Source organism: Pseudonocardia sp. HH130629-09 (assembly GCF_001294645.1).
Classification (GTDB): domain Bacteria; phylum Actinomycetota; class Actinomycetes; order Mycobacteriales; family Pseudonocardiaceae; genus Pseudonocardia.
In genome coordinates, this window is the sequence record NZ_CP011868.1 from 3,405,523 (window position 1) to 3,423,411 (window position 17,889).

At 73.0% G+C, this 17,889-nt stretch carries 11 protein-coding genes; 1 reads left to right on the forward strand and 10 read right to left on the reverse strand.

Translation table 11 applies throughout. The features are described from left to right. Positions 1 to 22 precede the first annotated feature (22 nt). The 3 genes from XF36_RS15655 to XF36_RS15665 all read right to left on the reverse strand — a co-directional run bounded on the left by XF36_RS15655 (position 23) and on the right by XF36_RS15665 (position 4,419). Entirely contained in the window at positions 23 to 412 is a 390-nt protein-coding gene (locus tag XF36_RS15655) for a thioredoxin family protein (RefSeq protein WP_060712561.1), read from the reverse strand. A gap of 49 nt (positions 413 to 461) precedes the next feature. Then, positions 462 to 2,780 carry a SulP family inorganic anion transporter gene (locus tag XF36_RS15660; RefSeq protein WP_060712562.1) on the reverse strand — a complete coding sequence of 773 codons (2,319 nt, stop codon included), beginning with the start codon at positions 2,778 to 2,780 and terminating at the stop codon, positions 462 to 464. Positions 2,781 to 3,057: 277 nt separating this feature from the next. Continuing rightward, positions 3,058 to 4,419, reverse strand: coding sequence for an adenosylmethionine--8-amino-7-oxononanoate transaminase (locus XF36_RS15665; protein ID WP_082375446.1), 1,362 nt, complete (start codon positions 4,417 to 4,419; stop codon positions 3,058 to 3,060). A 41-nt stretch (positions 4,420 to 4,460) separates the two neighbouring features. Here XF36_RS15665 and XF36_RS34155 point away from each other — a divergent pair, with 41 nt between their 5' ends. Beyond that, positions 4,461 to 5,486, forward strand: coding sequence for a PaaX family transcriptional regulator C-terminal domain-containing protein (locus XF36_RS34155; RefSeq protein WP_060712563.1), 1,026 nt, complete (start codon positions 4,461 to 4,463; stop codon positions 5,484 to 5,486). Between the two features lie 61 nt (positions 5,487 to 5,547). Here XF36_RS34155 and dnaE read toward each other — a convergent pair whose 3' ends face one another. The 7 genes from dnaE to ileS all read right to left on the reverse strand — a co-directional run bounded on the left by dnaE (position 5,548) and on the right by ileS (position 17,734). Continuing rightward, on the reverse strand, positions 5,548 to 9,096 hold the full coding sequence (dnaE, locus tag XF36_RS15675; protein WP_060712564.1) for a DNA polymerase III subunit alpha: 3,549 nt from the start codon (positions 9,094 to 9,096) through the stop codon (positions 5,548 to 5,550). A 724-nt stretch (positions 9,097 to 9,820) separates the two neighbouring features. Further along, entirely contained in the window at positions 9,821 to 10,546 is a 726-nt protein-coding gene (locus tag XF36_RS15680) for a hypothetical protein (RefSeq protein WP_060712565.1), read from the reverse strand. A 3-nt stretch (positions 10,547 to 10,549) separates the two neighbouring features. Then, positions 10,550 to 11,461, reverse strand: a complete 912-nt coding sequence (locus XF36_RS15685; protein WP_060714737.1) for an RluA family pseudouridine synthase — start codon at positions 11,459 to 11,461, stop codon at positions 10,550 to 10,552. A 10-nt stretch (positions 11,462 to 11,471) separates the two neighbouring features. Further along, positions 11,472 to 12,020, reverse strand: coding sequence for a signal peptidase II (gene lspA / locus XF36_RS15690; protein ID WP_082375447.1), 549 nt, complete (start codon positions 12,018 to 12,020; stop codon positions 11,472 to 11,474). Positions 12,021 to 12,063: 43 nt separating this feature from the next. After that, the gene (locus XF36_RS15695) at positions 12,064 to 13,557 is read right to left on the reverse strand and encodes a potassium/proton antiporter (protein WP_060712566.1); all 1,494 of its coding nucleotides are present in this window, start codon (positions 13,555 to 13,557) and stop codon (positions 12,064 to 12,066) included. A 13-nt stretch (positions 13,558 to 13,570) separates the two neighbouring features. After that, positions 13,571 to 14,380 carry a class I SAM-dependent methyltransferase gene (locus XF36_RS15700; RefSeq protein ID WP_060712567.1) on the reverse strand — a complete coding sequence of 270 codons (810 nt, stop codon included), beginning with the start codon at positions 14,378 to 14,380 and terminating at the stop codon, positions 13,571 to 13,573. A gap of 153 nt (positions 14,381 to 14,533) precedes the next feature. After that, on the reverse strand, positions 14,534 to 17,734 hold the full coding sequence (ileS, locus tag XF36_RS15705; protein ID WP_060712568.1) for an isoleucine--tRNA ligase: 3,201 nt from the start codon (positions 17,732 to 17,734) through the stop codon (positions 14,534 to 14,536). Positions 17,735 to 17,889 lie beyond the last annotated feature (155 nt).

Genomic DNA, 17,889 nt, shown 5'->3' on the forward strand with positions numbered 1-17,889 from the left:
TCCGGGGGCGGGCGGTCGCCAGTCAGGCCTGCGGCGCCTCGCCCTGCTGCTTCTCCTGCTCGGCGACGGCGGCACGGACCTCGTCCATGTCGACCGCCTTCACCTGGCCGATGAGGTCCTCGAGGGCCTCGGCGGGCAGCGCACCCGGCTCGGAGTAGAGCACCACACCGTCACGGACGGCCATCACGGTCGGGATCGAGGAGATCCCGAACGCGCCGGCCAGCGCCTGCTGGGCCTCGGTGTCGACCTTGCCGAAGGTCACGTCCTGATGATTCTCGGAGGCGGCGTCGTACACGGGGGAGAACTGGGTGCACGGCCCGCACCAGGACGCCCAGAAGTCGATGAGCACGGTCGTCCCGGGCGCGCCCACGACGTCGTCGAAGTTGTCGGTGGTCAGTTCCACGGTGGCCATACGGTCCTCAACGACGTCGTGGGTGCGGATTGTTCCCGGGTGCGCGGTCTCAGACCTTCAGCAGCCGGCGGGCGGCGGCGGTGGCTCCGTGCCCGTGTCCGGCGGCGATCCGGTCGAGGTCCGAGCCGTCGGTCCCGATGTCGGCGCGGGGCTCGACGAACCGGCCCGCCGCCTCGTCGAGGACGAGCACACGGGCGCTGCGGATGTCGTAGAACAGGCCCAGCACCTCGGCGCCGGAGTCCTGCGCCCGCAGCATCTCCAGCTGCATCGCGACGTTCACCATCGCCAGCTGGTCGGCCTCGCCGAAGCCGTCCTCCGCGGCGGCCACGGCGACCGGGTGGCCGGTCTCGTAGGCCCGCAGCACCGGCCGTGCCTCGCGCAGCCAGGTCGCGAGTGCGGAGTCCCCGGCGGTGGCGCCCGCCAGCAGTCCCTTCATCGCACCGCAGCCGGAGTGGCCGCACACGGCGACGATCGGGACGTCCAGGGTGCCGGTGGCGAACTCGACCGCGGCCGCGGTGCCCGGGCCGACCACCAGGTTGCCGACGTTCTGCACGGTGAACACGTCACCCGGGCCGCTGTGGGTGATGACGTGCGGCAGCACGCGGGAGTCCGCGCAGGTGATCATCATCGCGGACGGGGCCTGCCCCTCGGCGAGCCCGGTCATGGTCGGGCGGATCGCCTCGCAGGTGTGGTCGTGGTAGGCCGCGACACCGGCCATCAGGGTCCCGGTCGCGTCGTGCTCGGTCTCCCGGTCCTGCCACTCGGCCCAGGTCAGGAAGCCTGCGCCGGGCGCGGTCGTGCGGCGCGCCTGCTCGGGCTCGATGACGGTGACGGTGCCACCGGTGCCCTCGTGGCGGGCCTTCCAGGCGAGCAGGTGGTCGTAGGCGGCGTGGTCGAGGTATTCGGTGACCAGCCGGACGGTGACGTCGCAGCCGCGCGGGACCGAGTTCAGCTCGCGCGACAGGCGCGGCACGGCGAGGAAGCTCAGCGAGCCCTCGACGACGAGCTCGCAGTGGCCGTCGTCGGCCTGCTCCAGGTGCGGGCGGGACCGCACGGCACGCCAGAGCAGCATCAGCCCGGCCAGGACAAGCCCGATGACGACGCCCTCGAGGAGGTTGAGGAACACGACGCCGGCCAGGGTGGCGAGATAGATCGCCAGCTCACCGTGCTGCCGGGCGGTGCGGATGTCGGCGGGCTTGATCAGGCCGACACCCATCATGACCAGCAGACCCGCCAGTGCGGCCATCGGGATGAGCTCGATGACGCCGATCAGGACGATCGCGAACAGCGCGATCCAGACGCCGTGCAGGACCGCCGAGGCGCGGGTCTCGGCGCCGGCCTTGACGTTCGCGGCGGAGCGGACGATCACACCGGTGATCGGCAGACCGCCGATCATGCCGGACACGGTGTTCGCCGCCCCCTGGCCGAGCAGCTCGCGGTCTGTGTCGGTGCGGAGGCCCGGGCGCATGCGCTCCACGGCGACGGCGGACAGCAGCGACTCGACGCTCGCGATCAGTGCGATCGTCAGCATGCCGAACAGCACGCCGCCCCAGTTCGACTCGGGCAGCGTGGGCAGCGACAGGGCGTCCAGGAGCGAGCCCCCCAGCTGCACCCGGACGACGTCGGTGAAGGCGAGCGAGACGACCGTGGCCGTGACGATCGCGACGAGCGCGGCCGGGACGACGGTCAGCTTCGCGGGCAGCCGGTTCCAGGTCAGCATGATCGCGATGACGATGCCGCCGAGGAGCAGCGCGGGCCAGGACAGGTTCGCGATCGCGCCGGGCAGCGCGGTGATCGAGGCGACGCCACCGGTCTGGGCCTGGCCGCCGAACACGACGTTGAGCTGGCCCAGCGCGATGGTGGCGCCGATGCCCGCGAGCATGCCGTGCACGACGGCGGGCGGGATCGCCTGGGCGAACCGGGACAGCCGGGTGAGTCCGAAGACGATCTGCAGGATGCCGGCGCCCGCGGTGATCAGGGTGGTGACCTGCCAGCCGAAGGTGTTGACCAGCTCGGCGACGATCACGGTCAGACCCGCGGCGGGGCCGGAGACCTGGAGCTTCGAGCCGCCGAGCAGACCGGCGACGACGGCACCGACGACGGCGGCGATGAGGCCGGCCAGGATCGGGGCGCCGGAGGCGACGGCGATGCCCAGCGAGAGGGGCACCGCCACGAGGAACACGACGATCGAGGCGGACAGGTCCGCCCGGGCGTGCGGGAACGTGCGCCCGAACCAGGAGCCGCCGGGCGGCGAGTGCTCGCCACGGCCGGACTCGGCCGGGGCGTGCTCGTGGTCCTGCATGCCGTTCTCGGTGTTGCTGGTGTCGCCAGTGGGTCGGGTGGTGCTGGAGTGACTGTGCGCGGGCACCGGATCCTCCGTATCGGTCCGTGGGGGGTGCCGGACCGCAACGGTGCGGTCGACTGGGGCGGGTCGTGCGGTGCGCGACCGGCGGAGCGGGTGCGGCGACCGGACGAATGCGATCGGCCGACACCGTTTCACCCCGGCCAGAGAATCGGATCCTGATGAGAGCGCTTCTCATCGTTTCGGACGTCTGCGACGAAACGCCCGGTCAGCGCCGTACATCTCTGCGTAACGTGCTGTGGATCACGAGAAGATCCACCGGATCGGTGGTCCGATCCCACGCTCAGTGCTGGTCGCGGTGCCCGTCGCCGTGGTGATCCCGCTGCCCCGCAAGCGCCGCGGCCCGCATCCCGGCGGTGATCAGCGCGATGTCGTCGCGGGTGCTGACGAACGGCGGCATCGCGTAGACGAGGTTCCGGAAGGGCCGCAGCCAGACCCCGGCGAGCACCGCGGCGGCGGTCGCGGCCGCGACGTCGACCTCCTCGTCCAGCTCGACGACGCCGATCGCGCCCAGGACCCGGACCTCCCGCACCCCCGGCAGCGACCGGACGGGGGCCAGCCCGGCGCGCAGTCCGGCGGCGATGTCGGTCACCTCGCGCCGCCAGTCCCGTTCGAGCAGCAGCGACACCGAGGCGTGGGCGACGGCGGCGGCGAGCGGGTTGCCCATGAACGTCGGTCCGTGCATGCGCACGCCGGCCTCGCCGTCGGTGATGCCGCGCGCGACCCGGGTGCTGCACAGGGTCGCCGCCATCGTCAGGTAGCCGCCGGTGAGCGCCTTGCCGACGCACATGACGTCCGGGGCGACGGACGCGTGGTCGGCGGCGAACAGCTCGCCGGTGCGGCCGAAGCCGGTGGCGATCTCGTCGAACACGAGCAGCACGTCGTGGGCGTGGCACAGCTCGCGCAGCACGTGCAGGTAGCGGGGGTCGTGGAAGCGCATCCCCCCGGCTCCCTGCACCACCGGCTCGACGACGACCGCGGCCAGCTCGTCGGCGTGGGTCTCGACGAGCCCGGCGAGGTGGGCGACGTAGTCGTGGGTGAAGTCCTCCGGCGGGGCGTCGGCGAACACCTGCTGCGGGAGCACGTCGGACCAGAGCGAGTGCATGCCGCCGTCGGGGTCGCAGACGCTCATCGCGCCGAAGGTGTCGCCGTGGTAGCCGCGCCGCCAGGTCATCAGCCGGTGTTTGCCGGGGCGGCCGCGGGACCGCCAGTACTGCAGGCACATCTTGATGGCGACCTCGACCGACACCGAGCCGGAATCGGCGAGGAACACGTGCTCCAGCCCCTCCGGGCCGACGTCCACGAGCAGCCGGGCCAGGTCGACCGCCGGGCCGTGGGTCAGGCCGCCGAACATCACGTGGCTCATCCGGCCGAGCTGGTCGCGCACCGCCGCGTCGAGCCGCGGGTGGCGGTAGCCGTGGATCGCCGACCACCACGACGACATCCCGTCGACGAGCTCACGGCCGTCGGGCAGCGTCAGCCGCACTCCCTGCGCCGACTCCACGACGATCGGCGCCCGGGTGGCCGGCATCGGCGCGTAGGGGTGCCAGACGTGGTCCCGGTCGGTGGCGAGCAGCGCCGCCGTGTCGGACGCGGATCCGGAGAGGGTCGGGTCCGGGACACGCCCGGGGCCTGCGGTGGTCATGAACGGCCACGCTAGTGCCGACCCTCTACGCTGGCCCGACCATGGCCACGCCCGACTCCGTGTACGAGCCGGAGGGGCCCGACGGGTCGGCCCTGCGCCGGCGCGAGCTCGGGCAGACCTCCGCCCGATCGTTGCTGCTCACCGTGCTGGGCGAGTTCGTCCTCCCGGCCGACGAGCCGGTCTGGACCCGGGCCCTGCTCGACGTGCTGGGCGCGCTCGGGGTGGAGGCCAAGTCGGCCCGTCAGGCACTGGCCCGCACCGCGGGCGAGGGTCTGCTCACCTCCGACCGCGACGGCCGCCGGGTCCGCTGGTCGCTCACCCCCGCCGGGTCGGAGCTGCTGTCCGACGGCGCCGCCCGCATCTACGGCTTCGGCCGCCCGACGACCGGCTGGGACGGTCGCTGGCTGGTGCTGCTCGCCTCGGTCCCGGAGTCGCGGCGACGCCTGCGGCACCGGCTGCGCACCCGGCTCGCCTGGGCTGGGCTGGGCTCCCCCACCCCCGGGGTGTGGGTCAGCCCCGACCCGGGCAAGGAGGCCCGGGTCGCGGCGGTGCTCGACGAGCTCGACCTCGCCGGGTCCGGCTACTCCTTCGTCGGGCACTACGGCGGCATCGGCCGCGCCGACGACATCGTCGCCCAGGCCTGGGACCTCGACGTCGTGGAGCGGGCCTACTCCGAGTTCCTCGACGAGTTCGGCCCGCACCTCGGGCCCGGCGCTTCCGGCCGCTCCGAGCCCGGGCCCGCCGCATCCGGCCGCTCCGAGCCGGGGCCCGCCGCAGGCGGTCGCTCCACGGTCGAGCCCGCCGCATCCGGCCACGCCCGCGCCGGCGCGGCCGCGGCCGGCCACACCGCCGCCTCCACCTCCGCCGACGGCTGCGACGTCCTCGCCCGCCAGGTCCGGCTGGTCCACGCCTGGCGGCGGTTCCCGTTCCTGGACCCCGAGCTGCCCGCCGAGCTACTGCCCGAGCAATGGGCCGGGTCCCGCGCCGCGGAGCTGTTCACCACGCTGCACGAGCGCTGGGACGCCCCCGCCCGCGCCGCCTGGGCCGACCTGGCCCACCGGGCCTGACCACCTCGCGCCCACCACCTGTAGCGACGGGTCCGGACGCGCCAGGGACGGGTGTGCCCGGTCAGCCGCCGAGGCAGCCGGGGCCGAGCAGGGCCTTCAGGTCCCCCATCAGGGCCGAGGTGTGCGTGACCTTGAGCGAGTCGTCCAGCCGCAGGGCGGTCATCTTGCTGCCGTAGACCAGCGTCAGGTGCACCTCGGAGGTGCCGGGGTGGTGGGTCAGCACCTCCTTGAGCTTGGCCACGCGCTCGGGCGTGCACTGGTCGGTGCGCAGGCTGACCCGAATCGGCAGCCCGGCCTCACCGGTGGCGAGCTCGGGCACCGCGAGGTCGTTCGCGATCAGCGAGACGCGGTCGTCGCGCTTGTTGACCCGCCCCTTGACCAGCACGATCGCGTCCTCGGCGACGTCGACGCCCACCACCTGGTAGGCCCGCGGGAAGAACAGCACCTCGATGCCACCGGCGAGGTCCTCGATCTGCGCCGAGGCCCAGGGCTCGCCGTTCTTGTTCACCCGGCGGTTGACGTTGGCAAGGATGCCGCCGACGGTGACCTGCGCGCCCTCGGCGACCGAGCCCTCGACGATGTCGGCGATCGAGGTGTCGGACTTCGCGGCGAGCGCCTGCTCGAGACCCTGCAGCGGGTGCCCGGACACGTAGAGGCCGAGCATCTCCCGCTCAACGGCGAGCTTGTGCTTGGAGTCCCACTCCTCGTCGGGCACCTTCACGTCGAAGATGCCACCGAGGCCGCCGTCGTCGCCCTCGCCGGGGCCGTCCAGGGACCCGAACAGGTCGAACTGGCCCATCGAGGCGGCCTTCTTGGTGCTCATCACCGCGTCGATGGCGTCGGCGTGCACGAGCAGCAGGCCCTTGCGGGAGTGCCCGAGCGAGTCGAAGGCTCCCGCCTTGATCAGCGACTCGACGACCTTCTTGTTGCAGACGACCGCGTCGACCTTGCGCAGGAAGTCGGAGAAGTCGACGAAGTTCCCCTTCTCCCGTCGTGCGGCGACGATCGCGTCGACGACGTTGTGCCCGACGTTGCGGATGCCGCCGAGGCCGAAGCGGATGTCGTCGCCGACCGGGGCGAAGTTGCGCACCGAGTCGTTGACGTCCGGCGGGAGGACCGTGATGCCCATCCGGCGGCACTCCGCCAGGTAGACCGCGGCCTTGTCCTTGTCGTCGCGCACCGAGGTGAGCACGCCGGCCATGTACTCGGCCGGGTAGTTCGCCTTGAGGTAGGCCGTCCAGTAGGACACCACCCCGTAGGCGGCGGAGTGGGCACGGTTGAAGGCGTAGTCGGAGAACGGGAGCAGGATGTCCCAGAGCGTCTTGACCGCGGCCGCGGAGTAGCCGTTGTCCTTCATGCCCTGGGCGAAGCCGGCGTACTCCTTGTCCAGGATCTCCTTCTTCTTCTTGCCCATCGCGCGGCGGAGCAGGTCCGCCTGGCCGAGCGTGTAGCCCGCCAGCACCTGCGCGATGGACATGACCTGTTCCTGGTACACGATCAGGCCGAAGGTCTCACCGAGGACGTCCTTGAGCGGCTCGGCCAGCTCCGGGTGGATCGGCGTGATCTCCTGCCGGCCGTTCTTGCGGTCGGCGTAGTCGTTGTGCGCGTTCGCACCCATCGGGCCCGGGCGGTACAGCGCGCCGACCGCGGAGATGTGCTCGAACTCGCTGGGCGCCATGCGGCGCAGCAGGTCCCGCATCGGACCACCGTCGAGCTGGAACACCCCCAGGGTGTCACCGCGGGAGAGCAGCTCGTAGGTCTTGCGGTCGTCGAGCTCGACCTTGTCCAGGTCGACGGCGGGCTTGCCGTTGAGCTCGATGTTCTCCAGGGCGTCGTCGAGGATGGTGAGGTTGCGCAGCCCCAGGAAGTCCATCTTCAGCAGACCGATGGTCTCGCAGACGCCCATGTCGAACTGGGTGATGATCGCGCCGTCGGACTCGCGGCGCTGGATCGGGATCACGTCGATCAGCGGCGTCGAGGACATGATCACGCCTGCGGCGTGCACACCCCACTGGCGCTTGAGGCCCTCCAGGCCCCGCGCGGTGTCGACGATCTCCTTGACCTGCGGGTCGACCTCGTAGAGGGCGCGGACCTCGGTCGCCTCGGAGTACCGCTTGTGCGACGGGTCGAAGATGCCCGACAGCGGGATGTCCTTGCCCATCACCGCGGGCGGCATCGCCTTGGAGATGCGGTCGGCGACCGAGTAGCCGGGCTGGCCGAAGAGCACCCGCGCCGAGTCCTTGATCGCGGCCTTCGCCTTGATCGTGGAGTAGGTGATGATCTGGGCGATCCGGTCCTCGCCGTACTTCTCGGTGACGTAGCGGATCATCTCGCCGCGGCGGCGCTCGTCGAAGTCCATGTCGATGTCGGGCATCGAGACACGGTCGGGGTTGAGGAACCGCTCGAAGATCAGCTTGTGCCGGATCGGGTCGAGGTCGGTGATGCCCAGGACGTAGGCGACCAGCGAGCCCGCCGCCGAGCCTCGGCCGGGGCCGCACCGGATGCCGACCGACTTGGCGTGCTGGATGAGGTCCGCGGTCACCAGGAAGTAGCCGGGGTAGCCCATCTTGATGATGACGCCGACCTCGTAGTTGGCCTGCTGGCGGTAGCGCTCGGTGACGCCGTCGGGGAACCGCATGTGCAGTCCCCGCTCGACCTCCTTGATCAGCCAGGACTCCTCGGTCTCCCCCTCCGGGACGGGGGCCTTGGGCTGGAGGTCCTGGCCGGTGGTGAAGTCGATGTTGCAGCGCTCGGCGACGAGCAGCGTGTTGTCACAGGCCTCGGGGTGGATCGGGTCCCACAGCTGGCGCATCTCGGCGGCGGACTTGAGGTAGAAGTCCTGCGCATCGAACTTGAACCGGTTCGGGTCAGCGAGGGTCTTGCCGGTCTGGACGCACAGCAGCACCTCGTGCGCCTTGGTGTCGTCGGGATAGGTGTAGTGCAGGTCGTTCGTCGCGAGACCGGGCAGGTCGAGCTTGTCCTTGAGGCGGAACAGGTCCTCCTGGACCCGCTTCTCGATCTCGATGCCGTGATCCATCAGCTCCAGGAAGAAGTTGTCCTTCCCGAAGATGTCGCGGTAGTCGCTCGCGGCCTGGCAGGCGGCGGCGAAGTCGTGCTGCTGGAGCAGCCGGGCGACCTCGCCGGACGGGCAGCCCGTCGTCGCGATCAGGCCCTTGCCGTACTTCTCGAGCAGCTCGCGGTCCATACGCGGCTTGTAGTAGTACCCCTCGAGGCTGGCCAGCGAGGAGAGCCGGAAGAGGTTGTGCATCCCCTCCGTGTTCTCCGCGAGCAGCGTCATGTGGGTGTACATGAGGTCGGGGTTGTTCTCGCTGCCGTTGCCCAGCGCGGTGCGCTTGCGCTCGTGGCGCGACCCGGGCGCGAGGTAGCCCTCCATGCCGATGATCGGCTTGACGTCGTGCGCCTTCGCCTTGCGCCAGAACTCGAAGGCGCCGTACACGTTGCCGTGGTCGGTCATCGCGATGGCCGGCATCTCGTGCTTGGCGGCCTCGGAGAACAGGTCGTCGAGCCGCGCGGCCCCGTCGAGCATCGAGAACTCGGTGTGCGTGTGCAGATGGACGAAGGAGCGATTCCCGGATCCGGCACTGCCCATGTGTGTCCCGCGCTCCTCTCCCGCGCCGCTGGGACGGCGCGGACCTGACGATGGTGCGCACGCCCGTCGGGGCGGACGTGCCCGACACCGGGCCGGCGGCACGGCCGGGCAGGGACGACGGCGCCGGGTGCGCGGGCCTGGCGGGGCCCGCTCGCCGGAGCCGGTGGACCCTGCGGGTCCGGACCGACCGGGTCGGTGAGGGCCTCAGCGTAACGGTGGGGTCCGACGGTTCCGGCGACGGCGGGCGGGCACGATCGGGCCCCGCGTGTCGCTCCAGCTCAGCCCCCGTCCACCCCGGACGACGGCGTGTCGCGGACCCCCGGCGGCGGGTCAGGGTCGGGCCACGATGCCCGCCACCCCCGAGCCGCCGCAGACGCCGACGCCGCCGACGACACTGCCGCCGATGCCGAGGACGGTCGTGTTCGACCTCGGTGAGGTGCTCGTCCCCTCCGCGGGGCTCGAACGCCGTCTGGCCGCGGTGCTCGGGGTGTCCGAGCCTGCGCTGCGCGAGGCGTACTGGCGCCACCGGGCCCGGGCAGATCGCGGGCCGGACCGCGGCTCAGAGCCCGGGCGCCGCATGATCACCACCGAGGCAGCGGTCGGTGCCGGATCCGGCACCGATCGGCTCGGTCGTCGCGATCATGACCGGGCAGCCGGTGGGCGGCGGCGCCGGGCCACCGTCGTCACCGGCGGCTCGCAGCGGTGGGTGGACCGGGAGGACTGCTCAGGGGACGGGGCCGTCGTCGGGGGGCGGGCTCGCGCTGGTGGTCTGCTCGGGCAGCAGCGGCGACAGCGCCAGCTCCGGTGCGGTGGTCCCGGGCGGTGCGGCCTGCACGGCACGCACCCCCCGGCGCGCGGCGAGCGCCTCGAGCCCGGCCCGGTCCGCGGTCACGACCAGCGCGACCACGCAGGCGCAGCCCGGGTCGCCGAGGGCGCGGCCCTCGGCGGCGGCCACCGCGGCCCGCCGGGCGAGCGCGGCGCGGGCCTCCGGGGTGCCCGCTCCCCCGCCGTCGTGGGCGGCCCGGTCGGCGTCGGCACCGGCGGCGTACGCGGCCCGCTCGCGGGCGACGCCGAGCGCGCTGGCGGCGTCCCCGGTGCCGGTGACCGGCTCGAACCGCAGCGCGGTCTGCACCCGGTCGATCGGCACCCGGAACACCGCGGTCCCGACCGGGCCGACCCCGGCGGGCACGGCGGCCGCGGCGTCGACCGTCAGCGGCCGGGCGAGCTGGACGAGCGCGGGCACGGCGGGGCCGGGCGGAGGCAGGGTCGCGGGCAGCCCGGCGAGGTAGCCGGCGACGTCCTGGCCGGGGTCGGGGCCCAGCCGCACCGACCCGGTCGCCGCCGGGGGCCCGGCCGACGGTCCGGACCCGGCCGCCCAGACGGCACCGAGGAACACCACCGCCATCGCCGCGGCGATCCACCCCAGCGCCCGGGTGCTCAGACCGGTCACGCGTCAGTCCCGCAGGACGTCCAGCGCCGCGTCGAGGTCGGCCGGGTAGGGGCTGGTGAACTCGACGTGCCGGCCGTCGGCGGGGTGGGCGAACCCGAGCGTGCGGGCGTGCAGCCACTGCCGGGACAGCCCGACCCGCTTGGCCAGCGTCGGGTCGGCGCCGTAGGTGATGTCGCCGACGCAGGGGTGGCGCAGCGCGGAGAAGTGCACCCGGATCTGGTGGGTGCGGCCGGTCTCCAGGTGCACGTCGAGCAGGCTGGCCGAGCGGAACGCCTCGATGGTGTCGTAGTGGGTGACGCTGGGCTTGCCGCTCTGCATCACCGCGAACCGGTAGTCGTGGCGCGGGTGCCGGTCGATCGGGGCGTCGATCGTGCCCGACGACGGGTCCGGGTGTCCCTGCACGACGGCGTGGTAGCGCTTGTCGACGGTGCGTTCCTTGAAGGCCCGCTTGAGCTCGGTGTAGGCGTGCTCGGAGGTGGCTACGACCATCACCCCGGTGGTGCCGACGTCGAGCCGGTGCACGATGCCCTGCCGCTCGGCGGCGCCGGAGGTGGACAGCCGGAACCCGAGCGCGGCGAGCCCGCCGGTCACGGTCGGCCCGGTCCAGCCCGGGGAGGGGTGCGCGGCGACCCCGACCGGCTTGTCGACGACGACGATGTCGTCGTCGGAGTGCAGCACCGTCAGGCCCGCGACGACCTCGGCCGGGCCCTCGATGACCGCGGGCGCGGGCGCGTCGGGCAGCTCGACCTCCAGCCAGGACCCACCCGGCAGCCGGTCGGACTTGCCGGCCTCACGACCGTCGACCGAGATCCGGCCGGACTCGGCCAGCGTGGCGACGACGGTCCGCGACAGCCCCAGCAGCCGGGACAGCCCGGCGTCGATCCGCATGCCGTCCAGCCCGTCAGGCACCGGCATGCTCCGTACCTCACCCACGGTCGCGACTCCCGTCGATCTCGATGCCCCGCACGGCCATCAGCACCAGCAGGATCCCGCCGCACACGATGCCGGTGTCGGCGAGGTTGAACACGGGGAAGACGCTCCCGTCCGGGGAGAAGAAGGCCAGCATGTCCACGACGTGCCCGCGCATCGGTCCGGGCGCGCGGAAGAACCGGTCGACCAGATTGCCGAGCGCGCCGCCGAGGACCAGGCCGAGACCGATGGCCCACCCGGTCGAGGCGAGCCGCCGCGCGATCCGGATGATCACGCCGACGACGACCACGGCGACGATCGTCAGCACCCAGGTGTAGCCGGTGGCAATGGACCAGGCGGCGCCCGGGTTGCGCAGCAGCGTGAGGTAGAAGAACCCGTCGATCACGGTGACCGGCCGCTCCCCCTCCAGCGCGGCGACGGCGGCGATCTTGGTGACGAGGTCGAGCGCCAGCCACACCGCGGCGATGCCCGCCAGCAGCGCCACACCGCGCCGTCGTACGGCGGGGTCGATCGGCACGGTGGGGGGTGGGGGGTCGGCACTCACACCCGTGATTATGCGGGTCGCCCCGACACCGCCGACCGGCCGGTCAGCCGGTCCGCCCGCCCGGCCGGCCCCCGCCCTCGTGCCAGCGGACCAGCTTGCCGCCGCGGTCGACGTCGCGGATCCGCTTCTCGGTGTCCTCCCGGTTGTCCCGGGTGCTGACGACGAGGAACTGGTCGCCCTCGCGCAGCCGGGTGTCGGTGCCCGGGGAGAACGCCTCGGCGTCGCGCACGACCAGACTGACCGTGGCTCCGCGGGGCAGCCGCAGCTCGCGCAGGTAGACGCCGTGCAGCCGGGACCCGGGGGGCACCTTGACCTGCAGGAGCTCGGCGTCGACCTCGTCGAGCGGGGCGGCGTCGACCTCGACGCCGCGGGTGTCGGTGCGCGAGACCACCCCGAGCAGGCGCGCCACCCAGGGCAGAGTGGTGCCCTGGACCAGGGTGAGCAGCACGACCAGCACGAACACGACGTCGACCAGCCGTTGGTTCTGCCCGCCGCCCTCGGTGACCGCGATGAGGGCGAGCACGATCGGCACGGCACCGCGCAGCCCCGCCCAGGACAGGAACGCCTGCTCCCGCCAGGGCACCCGGAACGGCAGGGCGGCGGCGGCCACCGACAGCGGCCGCGCGGCGAGCAGGACGACGGCGGCGCAGACCAGCGCGGGCACCACCGCGGCGGGCAGCCGCGCGGGCACCGCGTACAGGCCGAGCAGCACGAACAGCCCGATCTGGGCGATCCAGCCGGTGCCCTCGGCGAAGGAGACGACGCCGCCGCGGTGCGGGAGCCGGGAGTTGCCCAGCACCAGCGCGGCGCAGTAGGTGGCGAGCAGCCCGGAGGCGTGCACCCCCTGCCCGGCAGCGAAGGCGAGCAGACAGAACGCGATCGCCGCCAGCGGGTACAGGCCGGTCGACGGCAGCGCGGCGCGGCGCAGTGCCCAGGCCGCGCCCAGCCCGAGCAGCACACCGATGACGGCGCCGGCGACGAGCTCGTAGACGATCAGCAGCGGCGTCGTCCAGCTGATGGCCTCGGTCCCGGCCAGGACGACGACGGCGATCACCACCGGCGCGTCGTTCATGCCGGACTCGAGCTCCAGGGTCCCGGCCAGGCGTTGCGGGACGGCGACGCCGCGCAGCACGGAGAACACCGCGGCGGCGTCGGTGGAGGACAGCACCGCGCCCCACAGCAGCGCGGTGCGCCACTCCAGGTCGAGCAGCAGGTGCAGCAGCCCGCCCGTGACCGCGATCGACACCAGCACCGACAGCGTCGACAGCAGCAGCCCGAGCCCGAGCGCGGGCCGCACCGCCGACCAGCGGGTGGTGAGCCCGCCCTCGGTGAGGATCAGCACGAGCGCGGTGAGGCCGAGGGACTCGGTGAGGCCGGTGTCGTCGAACCGGATGCCGAGCACGGACTCGCCGAGCAGCACCCCGATGCCCAGGTAGAGCAGCAGCGACGGCAGGCCGAGTCGCACCGACACCCGCACCGCGAGCACGCCGAGCAGCAATACCCCCGCGGAGATGCCGAGCAGCAGTTCCAGACTCACCGGGGCCCCCTGCTCAGGGCGACCAGGTCAGGGTGACGGCGTCGGTGCGTCGCGGCGGGAGGTCCACCAGTGCAGCGGCGACCTCCTCGACACGGTCGGCAGGCAGGCAGAGCCTGCGGGTGACCCAGGCGGCGTCGTGCGGCAGGCGTGCCGTGCGGGTCCAGGTCAGGACCTCCGGGTCGACGCCCTGCTGCTCGCGCAGCACCGCGACGGCGTCGTCATGGGTGGCCGACGGCGGCCGGACCACGTCGTGGAAGCGCTCCCACAGCGGGTCCAGCCAGGCCAGCGGGTGCTCGGTCAGCATCTCGACCACGACACCGCCGATCCCGCCCCCGGCGCGGACGGTACCGGTCAGCGCGGCGAGGAACGGGGGCAGGTCGACGACGTTGTGCAGCACGTGGTGACAGACGACGACGTCGTGCCGCCCGGCGTCCCCGGCCGCCTCGGGCCAGCTGCCGTGCACGGTGGCGTGCGGGAGTCCCCGGGCGCGGGCGGCCTCGGCGAACACCGCGAGCATGTCGGCCTGCCGGTCGACGCCGACCACCCGCGCCACCGGCGACGGCTCCGGCCACGCCGCGCCGAACGCGGCGTCCCCGCCGCCGCAGCCGACGTCGAGCACGCTCGCCCCGGCGCAGGTCCACGCGGCGGCGCGCTCGGCGATCGCCCGTGCGGCCCGGTGCGACGGCGTGTCGGCAGGTTGGCCGGGCGGGGTGAAGTCGGCGGGGTCGTGGGTCCACGGGTCGGCGGGGGCCCGGCGGAGGACGTGGTCGGGGATCCCGCGGGCGGTCTGGCGTTCCCGCCACCGTTCCGCCGCGTCACCCATGGGGGTGAGGATAGGGCCCGGTGGGGCCCGCACCCCGGACCGGTGGTTCCGGAGATCCCGGCGACGCCCGGGTCGCCCGGGATCCCGGCGCCGACCACCGCGTCCGTCCCGCGGGGACGCCCCGCCGGTGAGCGGTGGTCGGCGCCGGGCCGGTCAGGCGCGGGCGACCGCGGCCGACAGCGTGACCGACGCGCCGTCGGGACCGACGACCTGCCCGCTCGACGCGCCGGCCCCGGTGGGGCCGTAGGCGACCGAGGTCGCCAGCACCTCACCGGCGACGAACGCCTCGTGGGTCCGGACGGCGTCGAGCACCGCGTCGGGCCCGTCGAGGGTCAGCGCGATCCGGTCGGACACGTCGAGGCCGGCGTCGCGGCGGGCCTGCTGCACGACGCGCACGACGTCGCGGGCGGTGCCCTCCGCCGCCAGCTCCGGCGTCACCGTGGTGTCGAGGACGACGAGCCCCGCGTTCCCGGGCAGGGCCTGGGTGCGCTCCGGGTCGGCGGCGACGAGCTTCTCGGTGAACTCGCCCGGCTGCAGCGTGATGCCGGCGGCGACGACGGTGTCGCCCTCCTGGGTCCACTCCCCCGTCTTGACCGCGCGGATGCAGGTCTGGACGTCCTTGCCCAGGCGCGGGCCGGCGACCCGGGCGTTGACGGCGACCTCGAACCGGCCGTGGGTGGCGACGTCCTCGGTCAGCTCGACCGAGCGGACGTTGACCTCGTCGGCGAGCAGCCCGGTGAAGTCCTCCAGCGCCTTGGCGTCGGTCGCCGCGACGGTGAGCGCGGGCAGCGGCTGGCGCACCCGGACCTTCGCCGACTTGCGCAGCGACAGCGCCGCGCTCGCGACCTGCCGGATCCGGTCCATCCCGGCGACGAGGTCGGTGTCGTGCGGCAGCCCGGCGCCGGCCTGGTGGTGCGAGACCGACGGGTCGGATCCCCCGGGCCAGTCGGTCAGGTGCACCGACCGCCCCCCGGTGAGCCCTCGCCAGATCGCCTCGGCGGTCAGTGGCAGCAGCGGCGCCGCGACCCGGCAGGTCACCTCCAGCACGGTGTGCAGGGTGTCGACGGCGTCGCGGCGCACGGTGCGGCCGCCTTCGGTGGAGTCGGAGGACCAGAACCGCTCACGGGACCGGCGGACGTACCAGTTGGTGAGGGTCTCGGCGTGGTCGCGGATCCGGTCGCAGGCCCCGGCGATGTCGTAGGCGTCCATGGCCGCGGTGACGCCGTCGACGAGGTCGGCGGTCTTGGCCAGCACGTACCGGTCGAGCACGTGGGGTGAGTCGGTGCGGAACGTGCCGCGCTCGTCGCCGGCGTAGAGCGACAGGAAGTACCAGGTGTTCCACAGCGGCAGGATCGCCTGGCGGACGCCCTCGCGGATCCCCTGCTCGGTGACGACGAGGTTGCCGCCGCGCAGGACCGGGCTCGACATGAGGAACCACCGCATGGCGTCGCTGCCGTCGCGGTCGAAGACCTCGTTGACGTCGGGGTAGTTCTTGCGCGACTTGGACATCTTCGCGCCGTCGTCGCCCAGGACGATGCCGTGCGCGACGCAGTTGCGGAACGCGGGCCGGTCGAACAGGGCGGTGGCCAGCACGTGCAGCGTGTAGAACCAGCCACGGGTCTGGCCGTTGTACTCGACGATGAAGTCGCCCGGGTAGTGGTCCTCGAACCAGTCGCGGTTCTCGAACGGGTAGTGGACCTGCGCGAACGGCATCGAGCCGGACTCGAACCAGCAGTCGAGGACCTCCGGCACCCGGCGCATGGTCGAGTTGCCGGTGGGGTCGTCGGGGTTGGGCCGGGTCAGCTGGTCGACGTACGGCCGGTGCAGGTCGGTCGGGCGCACGCCGAAGTCGCGCTCGATCTCGTCGAGCGAGCCGTAGACGTCGGTGCGCGGGTAGCGCGGGTCGTCGGACTGCCACACCGGGATCGGGCTGCCCCAGTAGCGGTTGCGGGAGATGCCCCAGTCGCGGGCACCCTCCAGCCACTTGCCGAACTGCCCGTCGCGCACGTGCGCCGGGGTCCAGTCGATCTGCTGGTTGAGCTCGACCATGCGGTCCCGGAACTGCGTGACGCGCACGAACCAGGAGTCGACGGCGCGCTGGATGAGCGCGTTGCCGCAGCGCCAGCAGTGCGGGTAGGGGTGGTCGTAGGTCTCGTGGCGCAGCAGGACGCCCTGGGCGTGTGCGTTGCCGTCCTTGAGGTCGCGGATGACCTGCGGGTTCGCGTCGAAGACCTGCATGCCGGCGTAGGGGGGGACCTCGGTGGTGAACTCGCCGCGGGAATCGACCGGGTTGACGACCTCGATGCCGGCCGCGTCGGTGACCTCCTTGTCCTCCTCACCGAAGGCGGGGGCGATGTGGACCAGCCCGGTGCCGTCGTCGGTGGTGACGTAGTCCGCGGCCAGCACCCGGTGGGCGTTCTCGCGGCCGGTGAAGAAGTCGAACGGCGGGGTGTAGCTGGCGCCGAGCAGGTCGGAGCCCTTCACCCGCGCCAGGACCGGCGGCTCCTCCCCCAGCTCGCGGGCGTACGCGGCGACCCGGGCCTCCGCGAGCAGCCAGCGCTCGGAGTCCGCCTCCACCACCACGTAGTCGACGTCGGGGTGCACGGCCATCGCGAGGTTGGACGGCAGGGTCCACGGGGTGGTCGTCCAGACCAGGGCGAGGACGCCGTCGGTCTCCGGACGGCCCGGCGTCGACAGGCGCAGCCCGACGGTGACGGCCGGATCCTGCCGGTCGGTGTAGACGTCGTCCATCTTGGTCTCGGTGGCGCTCAGCGGCGTCTCGCAACGCCAGCAGTACCAGAGCACCCGGAAGCCGGAGTAGACCAGACCCTTGTCCCACAACGACTTGAAGGCCCACATGACGGACTCCATGTAGTCCAGGTCGAGGGTCTTGTAGTCGTCGTCGAAGTCGACCCAGCGGGCCTGGCGGGTCACGTAGTCGCGCCACTCGCCGGTGTAGCGCAGCACGGAGGTCCGGCACGCCTCGTTGAACGCGGCGACGCCCATCTCGTCGATCTCGGACTTGTGCTTGATGCCGAGCTGGTTCTCGGTCTCGACCTCGGCGGGAAGACCGTGGGTGTCCCACCCGAAACGGCGCTCGACCCGGTGGCCGCGCAGGGTGCGGTTCCGCGGGACGACGTCCTTGACGTAGCCGGTCAGCAGGTGGCCGTAGTGGGGCAGGCCGTTGGCGAAGGGCGGGCCGTCGTAGAAGACGTACTCGTCCGCGCCGTTCTCGCCGGCGGGCCGCTGGTCGACCGAGGCGCGGAACGTCTCGTCGGTGTCCCACGACGCGAGCACGTCCTGCTCGAGCGTCGGGAACGACGGGTGCGCCGGGACGTCGGGATAGCCGCTCACGTGTGTCGCTCCTCGTGCGTGCTCGCGCTTCGCACGGGGACGACGACGGCTCTGGCGAGCCGGGCCGCGGTACCACCCCGTTTGCCCGTGCACGGGTGCACGAGCCTCTCGTTCGACGGCGATGACGGGCCGCACCCGTCCGGTTCTACTCCGGC

Coding starts and splice junctions, on each gene's coding strand:
- XF36_RS15700 (WP_060712567.1), bottom strand. CDS start 14,380: ATGGGTGACGCGGCGGAACGGTGGCGGGAACGCCAGACCGCCCGCGGG.
- dnaE (WP_060712564.1), bottom strand. CDS start 9,096: ATGGGCAGTGCCGGATCCGGGAATCGCTCCTTCGTCCATCTGCACACG.
- XF36_RS15665 (WP_082375446.1), bottom strand. CDS start 4,419: ATGACCACCGCAGGCCCCGGGCGTGTCCCGGACCCGACCCTCTCCGGA.
- XF36_RS15655 (WP_060712561.1), bottom strand. CDS start 412: ATGGCCACCGTGGAACTGACCACCGACAACTTCGACGACGTCGTGGGC.
- XF36_RS15685 (WP_060714737.1), bottom strand. CDS start 11,461: ATGCCGGTGCCTGACGGGCTGGACGGCATGCGGATCGACGCCGGGCTG.
- XF36_RS34155 (WP_060712563.1), top strand. CDS start 4,461: ATGGCCACGCCCGACTCCGTGTACGAGCCGGAGGGGCCCGACGGGTCG.